The sequence below is a fragment of the Synechococcus sp. R65.1 genome, assembly GCF_047461755.1.
GTDB lineage: Bacteria > Cyanobacteriota > Cyanobacteriia > Thermostichales > Thermostichaceae > Thermostichus.
In genome coordinates this window covers 1-15,205 of sequence record NZ_JANSHU010000014.1, presented here as the reverse complement: position 1 = coordinate 15,205, position 15,205 = coordinate 1, and the positions used below count along the sequence as shown (strand labels likewise).

General features: G+C 56.4%; 12 protein-coding genes. 9 read left to right on the top strand and 3 right to left on the bottom strand.

The window, feature by feature from the left end; genetic code table 11:
• Position 1: 1 nt before the first annotated feature.
• The 5 genes from NW814_RS07410 to NW814_RS07390 are packed head-to-tail and all read left to right on the top strand — an operon-like array spanning position 2 to position 7,668.
• Positions 2–3,562, top strand: coding sequence for an AAA family ATPase (locus tag NW814_RS07410; protein ID WP_414405788.1), 3,561 nt, complete (start codon positions 2–4; stop codon positions 3,560–3,562).
• 18 nt (positions 3,563–3,580) lie between these two features.
• Entirely contained in the window at positions 3,581–4,774 is a 1,194-nt protein-coding gene (locus NW814_RS07405; protein WP_414405787.1) for a DNA double-strand break repair nuclease NurA, read from the top strand.
• A complete protein-coding gene (locus NW814_RS07400; RefSeq protein ID WP_414405786.1) occupies positions 4,774–5,370 on the top strand; it encodes a hypothetical protein in 597 nt (198 codons plus the stop codon). The genes NW814_RS07405 and NW814_RS07400 overlap by 1 nt, the downstream gene beginning before the upstream one ends.
• Positions 5,367–7,079, top strand: a complete 1,713-nt coding sequence (locus NW814_RS07395) for a helicase HerA domain-containing protein (RefSeq protein ID WP_414405785.1) — start codon at positions 5,367–5,369, stop codon at positions 7,077–7,079. The genes NW814_RS07400 and NW814_RS07395 overlap by 4 nt, the downstream gene beginning before the upstream one ends.
• A 16-nt stretch (positions 7,080–7,095) precedes the next feature.
• Positions 7,096–7,668, top strand: a complete 573-nt coding sequence (locus tag NW814_RS07390) for a hypothetical protein (RefSeq protein WP_414405784.1) — start codon at positions 7,096–7,098, stop codon at positions 7,666–7,668.
• A gap of 372 nt (positions 7,669–8,040) precedes the next feature.
• Here the strand turns inward: NW814_RS07390 and NW814_RS07385 are convergent, their stop codons facing one another.
• Together NW814_RS07385 and hisA are read right to left on the bottom strand one after the other, a co-directional pair.
• A complete protein-coding gene (locus NW814_RS07385) occupies positions 8,041–9,234 on the bottom strand; it encodes a M20 metallopeptidase family protein (protein ID WP_414405783.1) in 1,194 nt (397 codons plus the stop codon).
• A 117-nt stretch (positions 9,235–9,351) separates the two neighbouring features.
• The gene (gene hisA, locus NW814_RS07380; protein WP_414405782.1) at positions 9,352–10,137 is read right to left on the bottom strand and encodes a 1-(5-phosphoribosyl)-5-[(5-phosphoribosylamino)methylideneamino]imidazole-4-carboxamide isomerase; all 786 of its coding nucleotides are present in this window, start codon (positions 10,135–10,137) and stop codon (positions 9,352–9,354) included.
• 63 nt (positions 10,138–10,200) lie between these two features.
• Here hisA and NW814_RS07375 point away from each other — a divergent pair, with 63 nt between their 5' ends.
• Together NW814_RS07375 and NW814_RS07370 are read left to right on the top strand one after the other, a co-directional pair.
• The gene (locus tag NW814_RS07375) at positions 10,201–11,547 is read left to right on the top strand and encodes a 16S rRNA (cytosine(967)-C(5))-methyltransferase (RefSeq protein WP_414405781.1); all 1,347 of its coding nucleotides are present in this window, start codon (positions 10,201–10,203) and stop codon (positions 11,545–11,547) included.
• Positions 11,548–11,556: 9 nt separating this feature from the next.
• Positions 11,557–12,366: a TrmH family RNA methyltransferase gene (locus NW814_RS07370; protein WP_414405780.1), complete on the top strand. Its 810-nt coding sequence runs from the start codon at positions 11,557–11,559 to the stop codon at positions 12,364–12,366.
• On the opposite strand, the gene recA is transcribed toward NW814_RS07370, so the two are convergent.
• Entirely contained in the window at positions 12,363–13,496 is a 1,134-nt protein-coding gene (recA, locus tag NW814_RS07365; protein WP_414405779.1) for a recombinase RecA, read from the bottom strand. The genes NW814_RS07370 and recA overlap by 4 nt on opposite strands.
• A 166-nt stretch (positions 13,497–13,662) precedes the next feature.
• On the opposite strand from recA, the gene lgt reads away from it, so the two are divergent.
• On the top strand, positions 13,663–14,517 hold the full coding sequence (gene lgt / locus NW814_RS07360) for a prolipoprotein diacylglyceryl transferase (protein ID WP_414405778.1): 855 nt from the start codon (positions 13,663–13,665) through the stop codon (positions 14,515–14,517).
• The gene (gene tsaE / locus NW814_RS07355) at positions 14,492–15,097 is read left to right on the top strand and encodes a tRNA (adenosine(37)-N6)-threonylcarbamoyltransferase complex ATPase subunit type 1 TsaE (protein ID WP_414405777.1); all 606 of its coding nucleotides are present in this window, start codon (positions 14,492–14,494) and stop codon (positions 15,095–15,097) included. The genes lgt and tsaE overlap by 26 nt, the downstream gene beginning before the upstream one ends.
• Positions 15,098–15,205 lie beyond the last annotated feature (108 nt).

Here is a 15,205-nt window from a genome sequence, read left to right as displayed (position 1 = left end):
CATGCGGATCCTCTCGGTAGCTCTCCAGAACTTTAAGGCCTACGAGGAGGCTGTCTTTGAATTTGAACCCGGCATCAACGCTATCTGTGGAGAAAACGGAGCCGGAAAAACCAGCATTCTGGAGGCTATTGCTTGGGTTCTGTTTGACTACTGTCCCTACAACCAAGAGGAGCTGATTCGCACAGGCGCCAACGATGCGGTGGCCACTGTACAGTTTGTCTCGAAATGGGATCAGCGCACCTACAGTGTCCGCCGCAGTGTAGCCCAGGGCTATCGCCTCTTTGACCCCCAGCTCAAGCAGCGCCTAGACTGCGAACGCAAAACCGATGTACTGGCTTGGCTAAGGCAACACTTGGGAGTGCCCGCGGGTACAGATTTAGCACGGCTGTTTGCTACAACTATCGGTGTGCCTCAGGGTACATTTACAGCAGACTTTCTCAAAACAAGCAAAGAACGAAAAGAAGTCTTTGACCGTATCTTGAAGGTAGAAGAATATCAGCAGGTTGCTAAGGATTTGCAGACGGTTGAAAAATACAGTGAGGCACAGGTTCAGGCTGTTAAGCACCGAATCGAGCTGCTTCATCAACAACTGCAAGACTGGGATCTACTCCAATCAGAACAGCAAGAGATTGAGCGGGAGTTAAACTACTGGCGAACACATCTCAATCAATGCACCCATACCCTAAGTGAAACTAGGCAGAAGCTTGAACACCTGGAGAAGCTGCTTGAGCAAATCCAAACACTTGAGCAGCAAATCGTTCAACTGGAGCAAAAGAGATCGCTACTAAATCTATCCCTTGAGCAAGCAGAAAAGCTATGGGCAGAAGCCAAGCAAGCTCAAGCAGAGCAAGAACAATCTCGAGCAGGGGCACAGCGCTTCCTAGCCATAGAGGCTCAGCTGCGGGAGTTGGAAAAGCAACAGCAGCAGCGCTTGGAGTGGCTAAGGCAGCGAGAGAACCTACTCTTGCAAAAGCAGAATATTGAGAATCAACTGGCAAGACTTCAGGAAAAACTAAGCCAGCTACAGCGCTGGAAACAGGAGCTAGAAGATCTTGCGCCCAAAATTCAGCTCCAGGAAGAGCTGGAGCGCCAACAAGACCGCTGGACTCAGCAGCTCAATACCTTGCTACAGCTATACCAGGAATGGGAACAACTACAAGGAAAGTGGTCAGCCCAAGCTGAATGGTGTCAACTCTTACAGAGCCGAGTTCAAGAAGCGGAGCAAGCCCAGATCATTTGTCAACAGCATCAACCAGCCTATAGGCGCTATCTAGAGCTGGAAAACCTCATTGTCGAGCAAGAAAAGCTACGAGGGATCCGACAAACTCTAATGGCGCAGCGGGAAGCGCTGAGGCAGCATCTTCACCAGCTACAGTTGCGCGGATCCGAATATCAGCAACAGCTTCAGCTTTTGCAGAAAATGGAAGCTGATAGGCTTTCCTTGCAAGCTCTCTGCCAAAGGCAGACTGAATTGGAACAACGTTATAACCAAATCAGCCAAAAGCTAGCCTACTTTCAGACCTTGCGCCTTGAACTTAAACAACAAGAGATAGAGTGGGAGCAGGCCCGCACCCAACTGGAACACCTGCAGCAGCAGCTTCAACAACGACAGGCCGACCTGGAGCGACTAGCCAGCCTACCCAGCCTAGAGGCTCAACGAGAACGGCTGCAAACTCAGCTAAGCCGCATCGCAGCAGCACGGCAGTTTCAACAAGAGCTGAAAGACCTTTTTGAGGAAAGCTCTTGCCAACTTACCGAGTGCCATCGCCGCATCCAGGAGCTTATCCAAGAGCTAGCTGTCTACCAACGCAACTACCCTCAGTTTCAGGCCCTATGGCAGCAGCTCCCGGAAGTCCTGTATCAGTCTTTGGTTCTGAACCAACGTTTGCTGCAGTCAATCCACCAAATCCTTCAGGATCTTGCCCCACAAACAGATGAGACTCAACTGCGCCAGCAACTGGCTGACATCCAGAGGCAGCTCAAGGCCCTGCAGCCCCTAATTGGCTTGACTGCCCAGATCCCTGAGCTGGAGGCTCAAATTGAGCAATTGACACACCTGCAAAACGAACGGCAACGCAAAATTGAGGATCTTCAATGGAGCCTTGAGGCTGAGCACAACTTACTCCGGCAACACCAGGAAATTGGACAGGCTCTCCAGGCATTGGGAGATCCCAAAAGCCAGCTCCAGCGCCTAGAAAGGGAGCTCAGCCACAAGCCACAAGTAGAGCAAGAGTATCAGCGGATTGAGAATCAGGTTCATCAGCTTCAGCAGCAGATTCAAACTCTAGAACATGAGCTCGATCCTCTTTTGGAGCTGGATGAAAAGATCACTGCTTTGCAGGAGGAGCAGAGGCGCCACCGCGACGGCTACGAAACTTTTATCCGCATGCAGCTTCTAGCCCAAAGCTTGCCCCAGCGCCAAGATGAACTTCAAGCAGCTCAGCTAGTCTTAGACCAAATACAGAAAGCTAAGCGAGAAAAGCAAGCCCAGATTGACCGTTGGGAACAGATAGAAGGCTCCAAAGATTACCTGCAAGCCCAAGTTGCGAAAACTGCTGAAACTTTAAGGGAACTAGGGGATCCCAGAAGCCAAGCTGAGTGGCTAAAGGCAGAGCTTAAGCTGGAGGAGCAGTACCTAGGCCTGCAAGCCGGCTACCTTCAGCAAATCCGGGACTTAGAGGCAGTGCTCCAACCTCTTGAAGAAGCCCTGTCCCAAACTGAACACCTGGAGCAGGAGCTGGGATCCCTACAAGAAGAACGCGAAAGATACCGCTTAGATCACGAACGCTACCTACGGGCGGAGCCTATTGCCAAATTGCTAACCGAGCGGGAACAAAAACTAGCCGAGCTCAAGGCCCAACAGCAAGAGTTGCAAACTCAACTAGCTCAACTGCAGGCAAAGCTGGATCCGCTAACTTCCCTCTACCAGCCGCAGGAGCACCAACATCTTCGATCCCTTTTGCAGTCTACCGAAATCCAAAAAGCCAAGGCCCAAGCTCGACTGGAAAGCCTTTCCCCGCAGTTGCAGAAAATCCAGGAGAGACTGCAGCAACTGGAACAGGTGAAGCAAGCCTTAAAGCAAGCTGAGGTGGAAAGAGCTGAAAAAGAGCGGCTGCACCGCTTCATTAAGTTTGGTCGAGATACCTACAAAAAAGCCGGTCCTCAAATTGCCCAGTACTACCTGCAACAGATCAACATTGTTGCCGATCACCTCTTTCGCGAGATTCTCAACCGCTCTGATGTCAGCCTTACTTGGGAACCCGACTATGAGATTCGCATCCAAGAAAGAGGGGGGGCCAAACGACGTTTTGCCAGCCTTTCTGGAGGAGAGCAAATGTCGGCAGCTCTAGCTGTTCGCTTAGCTTTGCTCAAGGTACTGGGACAGTTGGACATTGCCTTTTTTGACGAGCCTACTGCCAACATGGATGCCCAGCGCCGCCAGCGACTAGCGGAAGCCATTACCAACTTGCGTTCCTTTGAGCAGCTATTTGTAATCAGCCATGACAACACCTTTGAGCAAGTAACAGAAAACATCATTCGCGTGGAAAGGCACTCCGGATGATGAGGAGGAATGACAGTCATGGTTTTTAGAGCTGACCGGGTGCTGGCTGTTTTACGGCAGAAGCGCGAGGCTTTCGCTACTTTCGATCGAGGGCTTTCAGAGCGCCGAGAGTGGTACCGCCAGGCGATGGAGAAATTATGCCAGTGGTCAAGCGCAAAGATTGCTGAAAGAGTAGCTCGATTGGCTTTCCCAGGTGCCTTGCCTACTCAGGAATGGGATCTTTACTCCAGCTGGACAGTCCCTTTTAAGCAAAAGTGGAATAGCTATGAAGAAAGCTATGAATGGGCAAGACCAGTTATTAAAAACATCCCTACCTTTGCAGTAGATGGATCCCAAATCTACCCCAGCAAAGATTTGTCAATACCGGTAGCCCTAGTGCAGATTGGCTGGTATGAGAACTATCACTGCGACCAGGGCCTATACCAAAAGGATATTCAGGTCGATGTGCTAACGCCAAGAGATTTGGAAGCGGGAAGTAGCGGCGAGCCCAAAGAGAGTATCGTCAACAGGCGCCGCTTTCAGATGGAAACAGAAAAAGTTGCCGAATATATTTGGCAATCTCGACCTGGATCCCAAAAACTAGCCTTCTTGGATGGGGTATTGGTGGCCACTTTTGCTGAAACTCTTGATGCTAAGAGTCAAGACTTCTATGTGGAGTGTTTGTTACAGGTACTGCGAGCTAGTGAGCAAAACCGGATCCCTGTTGTAGCTTACATTGACACTACATACAGCTCGGATTTGGTAACGCTGCTAAGGCACTGCTTTGATCTTCCCGAAGCTCCCTACCTACACGATGCGCAGCTCCTTAGCTCCTGGTTAGAGTGGGGAGACCGAACCCCTTTTTTTGTCTGCGCCTGCAGTGGCGTTCTCAACCCTCAAGAGGGGATCCTCAGCCGCTATCAGGAAATGCAAAGGCGAGTGGGGTTTGTTTACCTACGCACCACTAACGAAAACTTTCCAGCTCGACTAGAGATCCCCGTTTGGGTTTACGAGGCAGGCCTGTTGGACTGGCTGGTAGATTTGGTACGCTGTGAGGTAATTATTGGCCGAGGCTACCCGTATGTACTGGAGACGGCAGATCAGGTGGCCGTTATCCGCAATGAAGATCGCAACCTTTTCTTGCGCCTAATGCAGGAGTGGGCCAGCCGCGAGAAGCTTAACCTCCGGCTATCGCGGAAAACCCTTAGCAAGCTGCAGCGGAGACGGATCTGATGAGACTGGGTAAGGTGGTTCGCTCCAACAGTCACTGCGACTACGTGGTACAGGTGGATGATGCTCTAGAGGTCAAAAACCCTCCCTCCCCTGAAGACTATGGCTTTGGCAGCTTTGTCAAGCTGGAAAGCAACCAACGGCACTGGGCTGTGGGCTTAGTTTACAACAGTCAAATTTTAAACCCCATGTTTCCTAACGCTGGGCCCCGTCTTTCCAGCCAGCCGGATCCTTATTTCTCTCCTGATTTGCAAAATGAGGTGCGTACATTACTTTCGGTAATCCTCATAGGAGCTTTGGACGAAGAAAGGGGTTGTGGCTGGCAAGGGATCCCGCGCGTAGTGGTGCCTGTCAACACGCCTGTCTTTCGCATGAGCCAGGAGGAAATTCTACGCTTTCATCTCAACCCTCAAGGCCAAACCCAATTTTCGTACTATGGACTGCTCTTAAGCAGCGGTGGTAATTTTGCCAACCACCTTGTCTATCAAGTCTTAAACGATATCATACCTATGTTTTCTGACCCCGCCCAGCGACGAGCTCTGCAAATTTTAAGCAAGGAACTGGCTTGGAAAATAACCGTAGGAGCGATACGCCGATGAACCAAAAAACTCTGGACACTTCCAATGGTCGCCCTAGAGAAAGCCCTTCTTTCCCGGCGGAGGATACTCCGGAGGTGATCGGCACCGTCAAAGGCCCTGGCGAGACCTCCAACCAATATGTGTTTATCACCTCCAACACCCAAGCGGTAAAGGTAGGCGATTTTGTCTATTACGAAGTGCGGGATTCTCAATTCCAACCTCTAAAGATCTTGGGTAAAATTAGACAGGTTCAGCTTTTGGATCACATCCCCGACCGCATCTTTGCCGACACGGAGATCGATCCCAGCACCATTGTGGCCCTAGTTGGCTTTACCCATCCCAACCCGGAGATCTACGCTGTAACCGTCGAAGTCATCGGCTATTTCGATCGGGCTATGGGCTTTATTAACCCCCGCCGCTCCCCGGAGCCGGGCGCTAAGGTCTTTTTGGCTTCCAATCAGCTTTTGAAATCCGTCTTGAACAAGCGGGAGGAAACAGCAGTTGGGGGGGCCCATTTGGGCAGTCTGCTACTGCGCGAGGAAGGAGCAGTTCCTGTGGTTCTGGATGTCAAGGAAATGGTCAGCACTCATCTAGCCATTTTAGCAGGAACCGGCTCCGGCAAATCCTACACAGCAGCGGTTTTGGTGGAAGAGCTGATGTTGCCCAAAAATCGCGCTGCTGTCCTAATTTTTGATCCGCATGGAGAATACCACACTTTAGCGGAAATGCAGTCTCATCCCAAGTTTGTAGGGGAAGATGGCTACAGACCTAGGGTCAAGGTTCTTTCTCCTCAGGAAATTAAGATTCGGGTGTCTTCTCTCAAATTTTTTGACATCCTTGCTCTGCTTCCAGAGACCACCGAGCGACAGAAATCTTTTCTGGAGAAAGCCTTCCGCAAGGTTACTCAGTTTGATCCACTGCACTGGACAATTCAGGATCTGATCGAGGCCGTCAACGAAGCAGACTCCAGAGAAGACGGCTCCCAAGGATCCTCGGCCCCTGCTTTGGAGTGGAAGCTGGAACAAATTGCTCGCTCCCCTTACTTTAGTAACGTAGAGCACCTGGCTCCTAGGGATTTATTTGAGCCGGGTCAAGTAACCATTCTCCAGATGCACGAAATCAGCCAAGAAGAACAGCAAGTTATCGCCGCTGCTATTTTGCGCCAGGCTAACCATGCCCGCATCAACACCGAAAAGGGCAAAATTCAGCCAGGAGATGAGAACTACCTGCCTTATCCTGTTTTCATTTTGCTAGAGGAAGCGCATCGCTTTGCTCCTGCGCACGAGCCTTCTCGTTGTAAACAAGTGTTGCGCACTATTCTTAGCGAAGGACGCAAGTTTGGGCTGGGGGTAGGGCTGATCACGCAACGACCCGGTAAGCTAGATTCAGATATCCTGTCGCAGTGCATGAGCCAGTTTTTGATGCGAATTGTCAACCCTGCCGATCAGGAAAACTTGCGCCATAGCGTCGAGGCTGCTGGCCGGGATCTCCTCCAAGAACTACCCGCTTTAAGTAGAGGGCAGGTGATTGTCTCTGGGGTGTGCGTCAATACCCCTGTCTTGTGCAAGGTGCGGCAGCGCTACACTCGGCATGGAGGCGACACCCTCGATGTCCTTAGCCACTGGCAGGGTTACTTCCGAAAGCACCGCCAACAGGAGCGCCTCGCTCACTCTGCCCCCCTCAAGCCGCGTCCTCAACCCCAAGTGGTGGATGGATTGAGCATCGACTAGTTTTGGGGCAAGCAGGATGAGGAAACAAATTTTTTTGCAAGGGTGGCTGGGCATCACCGCTGCCTTTTTGCTAGAAGCGGGGCCTGCCTATGCCCAGTTGCGGCTAATCCCTGACGCGGCGCGGCGGGTGTATGAGGCCCTGCCGGATCTGCCGCTGGAAAACACCTACACTCCCATTAACCCCAATGACGGCGGCCCCCGGCCTGAAGAAGATACCTTGGTGCGCCGGATGATGCTCTATCACCTGCAGGTGGCTGGGCGTTCCCCAACTGATCGCTTTGATTGGCAACTGACACTGGCTGACTATTGCGATGCCAACGAGCCAATGGTTGCCCAACAGTACCCTGGGGCTAACCGTCTTACAGTCAACCCCTACACTCGGGACAAAGCCGTTGTGCAATCTTTGAGCCGCCAGCAACGTCAAGCCCTGCTGCGGGCCCTTGTGCTGGCCTTTGGCGGGGATCCCGATCCCAAGCCTCTGTACATTCCTCCCGACTTGAAGGCTGCCCCTGCCCTTCCCACTCCAGAGCCCATGAAACCCTTGCTACTGCCGGGGAGGGGAGGGGCCGACTTGCTGAGGCCGCTCTGAAAGACTTAATACAACCCCGGGCAAAAGCAGACTTTCGCTCGGCGTTGAGCCTTTCTTCCTGCTTCAGCGACCCATAGCTAGTAGCAGGCTCAACACCTACCACCCCGCCAGAGGGATCTCCACAGGCGTAACTTCCCCGCAAGCTGCAGGTAGGTGCTCCTTGCCCCCATAAGGCACACCGGCTAAAGACGGAGCCAACTTTAGCCTAGGCAAAATGCCTACCAGAAAAGATGTACTTGCAAGCCTACTAGCTCAGCCCATCTACGTCAAGGCAGAAGGTTGGTTATGCCACAAAGTGGCCAATTGCCTGGTGAATCAAGGACTAGAGGAGAACCCTAGTGGACTCCATGCTACAAGCTGTCTCGCTGCTACTTACTCCAGAATGCGCTTTCCAGTGTAGTTTTCAATGCAGCGCAGAAACAGCTCCACGCCGAGGCTGAGGGCAGCCTCATCAAAATCAAAGCGGGGGTGGTGGTGAGGGTAGTCCAGCCCCTTGGCAGGGTTGGCAGATCCCAGGAAGAAGTAGCAGCCAGGAACCTCGTTGAAGAAAAACGAGACGTCCTCACCCCCCATGGTCATCTCGGGGAGGATGGCGGCCTCTGGGCCAAATACTTGACGGGCAGCTTGTTCTACGAGAGCTGTTAGCCTGGGATCGTTTTCAACTGCTGGATAGCCCCGCTCGTACTGAAACTTGTAGGTGGCTCCGTGAGCCTGGCAAATGCCGGCCACGATTTCTTCCATGCGCTTTGCGATGAGCTCCCGCACCTCTAGCTGAAAGCTGCGCACAGTGCCCCAAATCTCAGCCCTAGAGGCAATGACATTGAAAGTGTCGCCAGCGCGGAACCGGCCTACTGTTACCACGGCTGGCTGCAGCGGATCCACATTGCGGGAGACGATGGTTTGCAAAGCGCTCACGATGTGGGCTCCCACCACAATCGCATCCACCGTCTGCTGGGGAAGGGCAGCATGGCCACCTCGCCCAATGACCTCGATGTGAAAGCGATCGGCAAAGGCCATCAAGGGGCCGCTTTTGACGCCAATGGTGCCCAGCGGACGGTTATTCCACAGATGGAGAGCTAGGAGGGCTTCTACATCCGGGTTCTTCAGCACCCCCGCTTCTACCATTGGCTTGGCGCCACCGGGGCCCTCCTCGGCGGGCTGAAAGATGACCTTGACAGTACCTCTGAGGCGGTGGCGGTGCTGCTGTAGCAGCTTAGCCGTGCCTAGGGCGATAGCCATATGGCCGTCATGGCCACAGGCGTGCATGACGTTGGGGACGGTGGAACGGTACTCCACCTCATTGGCTTCGTGGATGGGCAGGGCGTCCATGTCGGCCCGCAGCGCCAAGACCGGCCCTGGCTCTTCTCCTGGAATGGTGGCTACAATGCCAGTGCCAGCAATGCCGGTTTGGTGCGGGATCCCCCAACTTCTTAGGCGCCAGCTGAGGTAGGCGGCAGTTTGCTTTTCCTGAAAGCCCAGCTCTGGGTATTTGTGCAGGTGGCGCCGCCAGGCCACCAGTTCCGGCTGGAGGGCTTGAACGGCAGGGCGCAGGGCGGGAAAGGACATAACCGGTGGGAACTAGGATGGACAGCGTCAGGGCAAGGTTCTCTCGGAGCTGCAGGCAGCTGCCTATCGGTTTACCCAGTATGGCAAAGCTAGGCCAGGAGGAGCTTTGCTCGATACCTAAGCCCATAGGAAGTTGGTTTCCGGAGGCAGATCCTGCCAGCGGCCCGGCCCCACCGCGCGCAACGCCTCTGGCAGGGAGATGGCCCCCGAGTAAAGGGCTTTGCCCAAAATGGCTCCCGCCAAGCCGGGCAAGCCGAGTAGGGCAAGCAAGTCGGTGAGCGAGCCGATCCCCCCAGAAGCGATGACAGGCAGGCGGGAAACAGCCAGGATCTGGCGCAACTGCTCCAGGTTGGGCCCAGCTAGGGTGCCATCTCGGCTGATGTCGGTGTAGATGATCCCAGCAGCTCCCTGAGCTTCCACTCGCTGCACCAGTTCAGTGGCCTGTAGAGGCGTAGTACTCAGCCAGCCGCGGGTGGCCACTTGCCCTTGGCGGGCGTCGATCCCCACCCAAATCCGACCAGGCAGGACCTGGGTCATCGCCTCTAGGGTCTTGGGATCCTCTACGGCCACAGTGCCGACAATTACCCGATCCACTCCCAGATCCAGCAACTGCCGCGCCCGCTCCAGGGATCGGATCCCACCCCCCACCTGGACCGGGATGGCTACCTGGCGGACAATGCGCTCGATCGTGGGGAGGTTAACCGGATCCCCACTTCTGGCCCCGTCCAGATCTACCACGTGCAGGCGAGGAGCACCCTGGGCCGCCCACACCTCGGCCTGGTGGATGGGGTCAGCAGCCACTTGCTCGGCTTGGGCGTAATCCCCCTGGTAGAGGCGCACAGCGCGGCCCTGGAGGAGGTCAATGGCGGGGATTACCTCTAGAAAGGCGCTGCTGTAAGGCATGATGAGATCCCTTAGGGAGCTTCTCCAGTATCGCCTAGGAACAAAAAGCCTGGCGGGGCGAGCATGAACGCGCGTCAACTGGCTCTGTTGGCCTTGCAGAAGATTGAGCGACACAACGCCTACGCTGACGTCGTGCTAGAGCAGCTGTTGGCCCGCAGCCACCTGGGCCCTGCCGACTGCCACCTGGTCAGCGAGCTGGTGTACGGTGTTACCCGCCGTCGCCGCACCCTCGATGCCCTGATTGACTGCTTCGCCCGCCACCCTGCTTCCAAGCAGCCCCCCGACTTGCGGCTCATTCTCCACCTTGGCCTTTACCAACTGGCCTTTTTGGATCACATCCCGCCCAGGGCCGCCATCCACACCAGTGTGGAACTGGCCCGCCAAGTGGGTTTGGGATCGCTAGCGGGGGTGGTGAACGCCATCTTGCGCGCCTACCAGCGCCAGGTGCTAGCGCAGCCGGAAAGGGATCCCCTCCAGCCCCTGCAGGAAAGGCTGCCTGCTGATCCCATTCAGGCCTTGGGGATCCGGCACAGCTTTCCCGACTGGCTGGTGCGTCTGTGGTGGGAGCGCCTAGGGCCGGCTGAAACTGAAGCCTTGTGCGCTTGGTTTAACCAGCCGCCCCATCTGGATCTGCGGGTTAACCCCCTGCGGGCAGGGATCGACAAGGTTAGCCAAGCCTTTGCAGCCGTGGGGATCCCGGCTACCCCTCTCCCCGACGTGCCAGGCGCTCTGCGGCTAGGACATCCTGCCGGCGATATTCGAGCCCTACCTGGCTTTGCCGAGGGCTGGTGGAGCGTTCAGGACGCCAGTGCTCAGCAGGTGGTGCACTGCCTGGATCCTCAGCCGGGGGAACGGGTCATTGACTGCTGTGCCGCTCCGGGGGGCAAGACCACGCACATAGCCGAGCGGATGCAGGATCGCGGCGAGATTTGGGCTTTGGATCGCCACCCCCACCGCCTGCGCCGCATGGAGGAAAATGTGCAGCGCTTGGGCTTGAGCTCGATCCGTCCCCTGGCCATCGACCTGTTGGCCCTGAGCGCCGCTGCCCAACCCCCTGCCCCCTTGCCCCCGTGGCAAAGCGCCGATCGCGTGCTGCTGGATGCCCCTTGCTCTGGTCTAGGCACCCTGCACCGCCGTGCTGACGCTCGCTGGCGACAAACCCCCGAGCGGATTGCCGAGTTGGCCCAGTTGCAAGCTCAGCTTCTGCAAGTGGCAGGCCGTTGGCTGAAGCCGGGCGGGCTGTTGGTGTATGCCACCTGCACGCTGCACCCTGCTGAAAACGAGGGAGTCATCCAGTCTTTCCTCAAGACCCATCCCTATTGGGCGCCAGAAGGGGATCCCTTGCTCATCTGGCCTCACCGGCAAGATCGGGATGGGTTTTTTATCCAACGGCTGCGCCGCTGCGATTAGATCCTCCCTATGGCTTCTGAGCTGCTCACCAGCCCCAAAAACCCCTGGATCCGCAAGTTGCGGCAGTTGCACCGCAGCAAGGGCCGGCAGGAACAGGGCGCCTTCTTGGTAGAGGGATCCCACCTCGTCGAAGAGGCCCTGCGAGTTGGCTGGCCCCTCCAAGCTCTCTGCTACACGCCCGAGTGGGCTGAGCGTCACCCTCACTTGCTGGCCAGCCTACCCAAGGATCTGCGGCGGCAGGCCGTCAGCTCGGAAGTGATGGCGGCGCTCTCGACAACCGAGTCTCCGGAGGGAGTTGTGGCGGTGGCTGTCAGCCAGCCGATCCCCTCTCCTCCCTTGTCGGGGGTACACCTGGGCCTTGTGGTAGAAACCCTGCAAGATCCAGGCAATTTGGGAGCTCTGATTCGCGCTGTAGCTGCCGCAGGAGCCGATGGCCTCTGGCTAAGCGCAGACAGCGTCGATCCCGAAAGCCCCAAAGTCCTGCGGGCTTCTGCCGGCCAGTGGTTTCGCTGCCCGCCGCGGGTTTTGCCCGACTTGGCTAGCTGGATCCAGGCCTGTCGTCGCCATGGCATCCAAGTCTTGGCTGCTACCCTCTCCCCCAGCGCCACCTGTTACTGGGATCAAGACCTCACCTGCCCCACCCTCTTTCTCCTAGGCAACGAAGGGTCGGGCTTGAGGGAAGCAACCATCCAGCAGGCTAATGCCCAAGTGCGGATCCCTATGGCCGAGGGCGTCGACTCCCTCAACGTGGCCATGGCGGGAGGGCTACTGCTCTACGAGGCCCTGCGCCAGCGGCGAGCCCAGTGGGGAAGTGCTTAGCTGCTCTCCCAGAGCTCCTCCTCTGCAAAGGCTGCTTCCTCTTCCTGCTCTCCTTCCCCTACTCCTGCTGGATAGCTAGTAGAAACCGGCACTCCTGCCGAAAGTTTTTCGCGCACAGCCGCTTCCACCTCCGCCAGTAGCTGCGTGTTTTTCTTTAGGAAAAGAACCAAATTGTCTCGCCCTTGGGCAATGTTTTCTTCCTTGTAGCTATACCAAGAGCCGCGCCGCTTAAGAATGCCCATCTCCTCGGCTAGGTCAATAATGCAGCCGACATTGGAGATCCCTTGGCCAAAAATGATGTCAAATTCCGCCCGCCGAAACGGGGGAGCGACCTTGTTCTTCACCACCTTAACCCGCGCTCGGATCCCGTATTCTTCTGCACCTTTTTTCAGAGTTTGCACGCGGCGAATATCTAGCCGTACTGAGGCATAGAACTTGAGGGCATTGCCGCCCGTGGTGGTTTCCTGGGGACCGTAGCCGACGCCACCAATTTTGGAGCGCAACTGATTGAGGAAGAGAACGATCGAGCCTGTCTTGCTAACGCTGCCCGCAATCTTGCGCAGGGCTTGGCTCATCAGGCGGGCCTGCAGCCCTAGCTGGGCATCTCCCATCTCTCCCTCCAGCTCGGCCCGAGGGACCAGCGCCGCCACTGAATCCACCACGACAATATCCACAGCCGCAGAGCGCACCAGCTGATCGACAATTTCTAGGGCAACCTCTCCCGTGTCCGGCTGGGAAATCAGCAGATTCTGGATATCCACCCCCAAGGCTGCCGCGTAGGCTGGATCCAAGGCATGCTCCGCATCGACAAAAGCAGCCGTTCCCCCTTGTTTTTGCACCTCGGCAATGGCGTGCAGGGCCAGCGAGGTTTTCCCCGACGACTCCGGCCCAAAGATTTCAATGATGCGCCCCTTGGGGTAGCCGCCGCCCAAAGCCAAATCAAGGGTAAGAGCACCGCTGGGGATGGTCTCCACCCGTATCTGGGCAGCATCCCCCAGGCGCATGATTGCCCCCTTTCCAAAATTCCGCTCGATCTGGCCCAGGACCTGCTCCAGCGCCTTGCGTTTCTCTGCTTTTAGCCTCTCCAAGTCGTCCCCATTGTTTACGGCAGCAGCTTTGCCTTGGGCCATAACCCGCACCCTCCCCCACTCGTGGCGGTGAGAAGTTGAGCCTGCATTCTAGCATTGCCGTTCCCTTGGCCTAGGCGGATCCCTGTTCTCTCCCTCAGCTTGCGGCTGGAGCGGGGGGGCGGGGGATGGGTAGAGTGGGCTAAAGGATCCACTCAGGAAGGCTCCTGTGTTCACGACTTTGGTCTTACAATCCCCCGGCCCACTGGTGTTCAGTTGGGGGCCCTTTAGTCTGCGCTGGTATGGCCTGCTGATTGGCCTATCCACTGTTCTGGGCCTTGTTCTAGCTCGCCACCTGGCAGAGCGGCGTGGCCTTTCCCCGGATGTCATGCCCAACCTGCTGCCGTGGCTGGTGGTGGGATCCCTGCCTCTTGCCCGCCTGTACTATGTGGCCTTTGAGTGGGAGCGCTACCGCCATGGCCCTTGGTGGAAGGTTTTGGCCCTCTGGCAGGGAGGCATGGCCATCCACGGCGCTTTGCTCGGCGGCAGTATAGCCCTCTACCTGTTTGCCCGCCAACAGCGGCTAAACTTTTGGCTGCTGGCCGACTGCATCGTTCCTTCTCTCAGCCTTGGCCAGGGGATTGGACGCTGGGGCAACTTCTTCAACAACGAGGCCTATGGAGAGGCGTTGCCTCCAGATAGTCGCCTGCGGGTGCAACTGCAGCTTCCTGACGGCTCCCGAGTCCACCCCACCTTTTTGTACGAATCCCTCTGGAACTTCAGCCTCTTCGGGATCCTGCTCTTTTTGAGCTACCGGGGCCGGCTTCCTCCCGGTACTCTCTTGGGCTTTTACCTGGTGGGGTACAGCCTTGGTCGTTTTTGGATCGAGGGCCTGCGCACCGACAGTCTTATGCTGGGATCTCTGCGGGTAGCTCAGGTAGTCAGCCTAGCCCTTATTGCGGTCGGCTTGGCTTTGATAGGGACAGCTCAAAGACGCGCTTCTAGGCAAGAGGAGGGGAGAGCGATCCCCACTCAGCCCCTCGAAAAGGAGATCTCAAATGGCGGATCTGGCGATCACTGGTGAAGGGCTTTGGCAACAAGCCTCTCCTTTGGTACTGCCGTCTGCTGCTGCCACCCAATCCCTAGCAGCTCTCCTGGGGCAGACCGCCGCCTGCCTTCTCACTGCACCAGAGCAGCAGTTTGCTCTCCCCCAAGCGGTTGAGATCGACTCTACCCCCGGCTTGGTCATTCTTCTCGCAGGCGGCCTAGGCAGCGGCAAAACCACCTTCGTGCAGGGGCTAGGGCAGGGACTGGAGATCCCTGAGCCCATCGACAGCCCCAGCTTCGTGCTGGTGCAGGAATACCGCACGGGACGGATCCCTCTCTTCCACTGCGACCTCTATCGCCTAGGGCCTACCTCTGGTGCCCATGCCAGCGAGGTAGAGGCTTCGGCTCTAGAAGATCTGGGGCTGGAAGAGCTTTGGGGCCAAGTTGGGATCACTGCCATTGAGTGGCCTCAGTACCTCCCTTACCTGCCTCCAACCTATCTCTGGCTGCAGCTAGAGCCCCATCTGCAGGCAGAGGGATCCCGCCTGCTACATGTCAAGGGCAGGGGACTCAGGACTGCCCAGCTTTGGCAGCAAGTACTTTCCCAGCTCCCTTAGCAAGACACCAAAGGGTAAAGGCAGTTACCAGCAAAAACCCCTTATGGGTCTTGACGGTGGGGGTGAGTGTGGGATAGGGTAGTGAAGCGCTGACAAGGCCACCAGGCC

What these genes read in the sequence shown, in the direction of transcription:
- NW814_RS07375 (WP_414405781.1), top strand. Translation starts at nt 10,201, where the DNA reads ATGAACGCGCGTCAACTGGCTCTGTTGGCCTTGCAGAAGATTGAGCGA.
- NW814_RS07385 (WP_414405783.1), bottom strand. Translation starts at nt 9,234, where the DNA reads ATGTCCTTTCCCGCCCTGCGCCCTGCCGTTCAAGCCCTCCAGCCGGAA.
- NW814_RS07370 (WP_414405780.1), top strand. Translation starts at nt 11,557, where the DNA reads ATGGCTTCTGAGCTGCTCACCAGCCCCAAAAACCCCTGGATCCGCAAG.
- NW814_RS07410 (WP_414405788.1), top strand. Translation starts at nt 2, where the DNA reads ATGCGGATCCTCTCGGTAGCTCTCCAGAACTTTAAGGCCTACGAGGAG.
- NW814_RS07390 (WP_414405784.1), top strand. Translation starts at nt 7,096, where the DNA reads ATGAGGAAACAAATTTTTTTGCAAGGGTGGCTGGGCATCACCGCTGCC.
- recA (WP_414405779.1), bottom strand. Translation starts at nt 13,496, where the DNA reads ATGGCCCAAGGCAAAGCTGCTGCCGTAAACAATGGGGACGACTTGGAG.
- hisA (WP_414405782.1), bottom strand. Translation starts at nt 10,137, where the DNA reads ATGCCTTACAGCAGCGCCTTTCTAGAGGTAATCCCCGCCATTGACCTC.
- NW814_RS07400 (WP_414405786.1), top strand. Translation starts at nt 4,774, where the DNA reads ATGAGACTGGGTAAGGTGGTTCGCTCCAACAGTCACTGCGACTACGTG.
- tsaE (WP_414405777.1), top strand. Translation starts at nt 14,492, where the DNA reads ATGGCGGATCTGGCGATCACTGGTGAAGGGCTTTGGCAACAAGCCTCT.
- NW814_RS07405 (WP_414405787.1), top strand. Translation starts at nt 3,581, where the DNA reads ATGGTTTTTAGAGCTGACCGGGTGCTGGCTGTTTTACGGCAGAAGCGC.
- NW814_RS07395 (WP_414405785.1), top strand. Translation starts at nt 5,367, where the DNA reads ATGAACCAAAAAACTCTGGACACTTCCAATGGTCGCCCTAGAGAAAGC.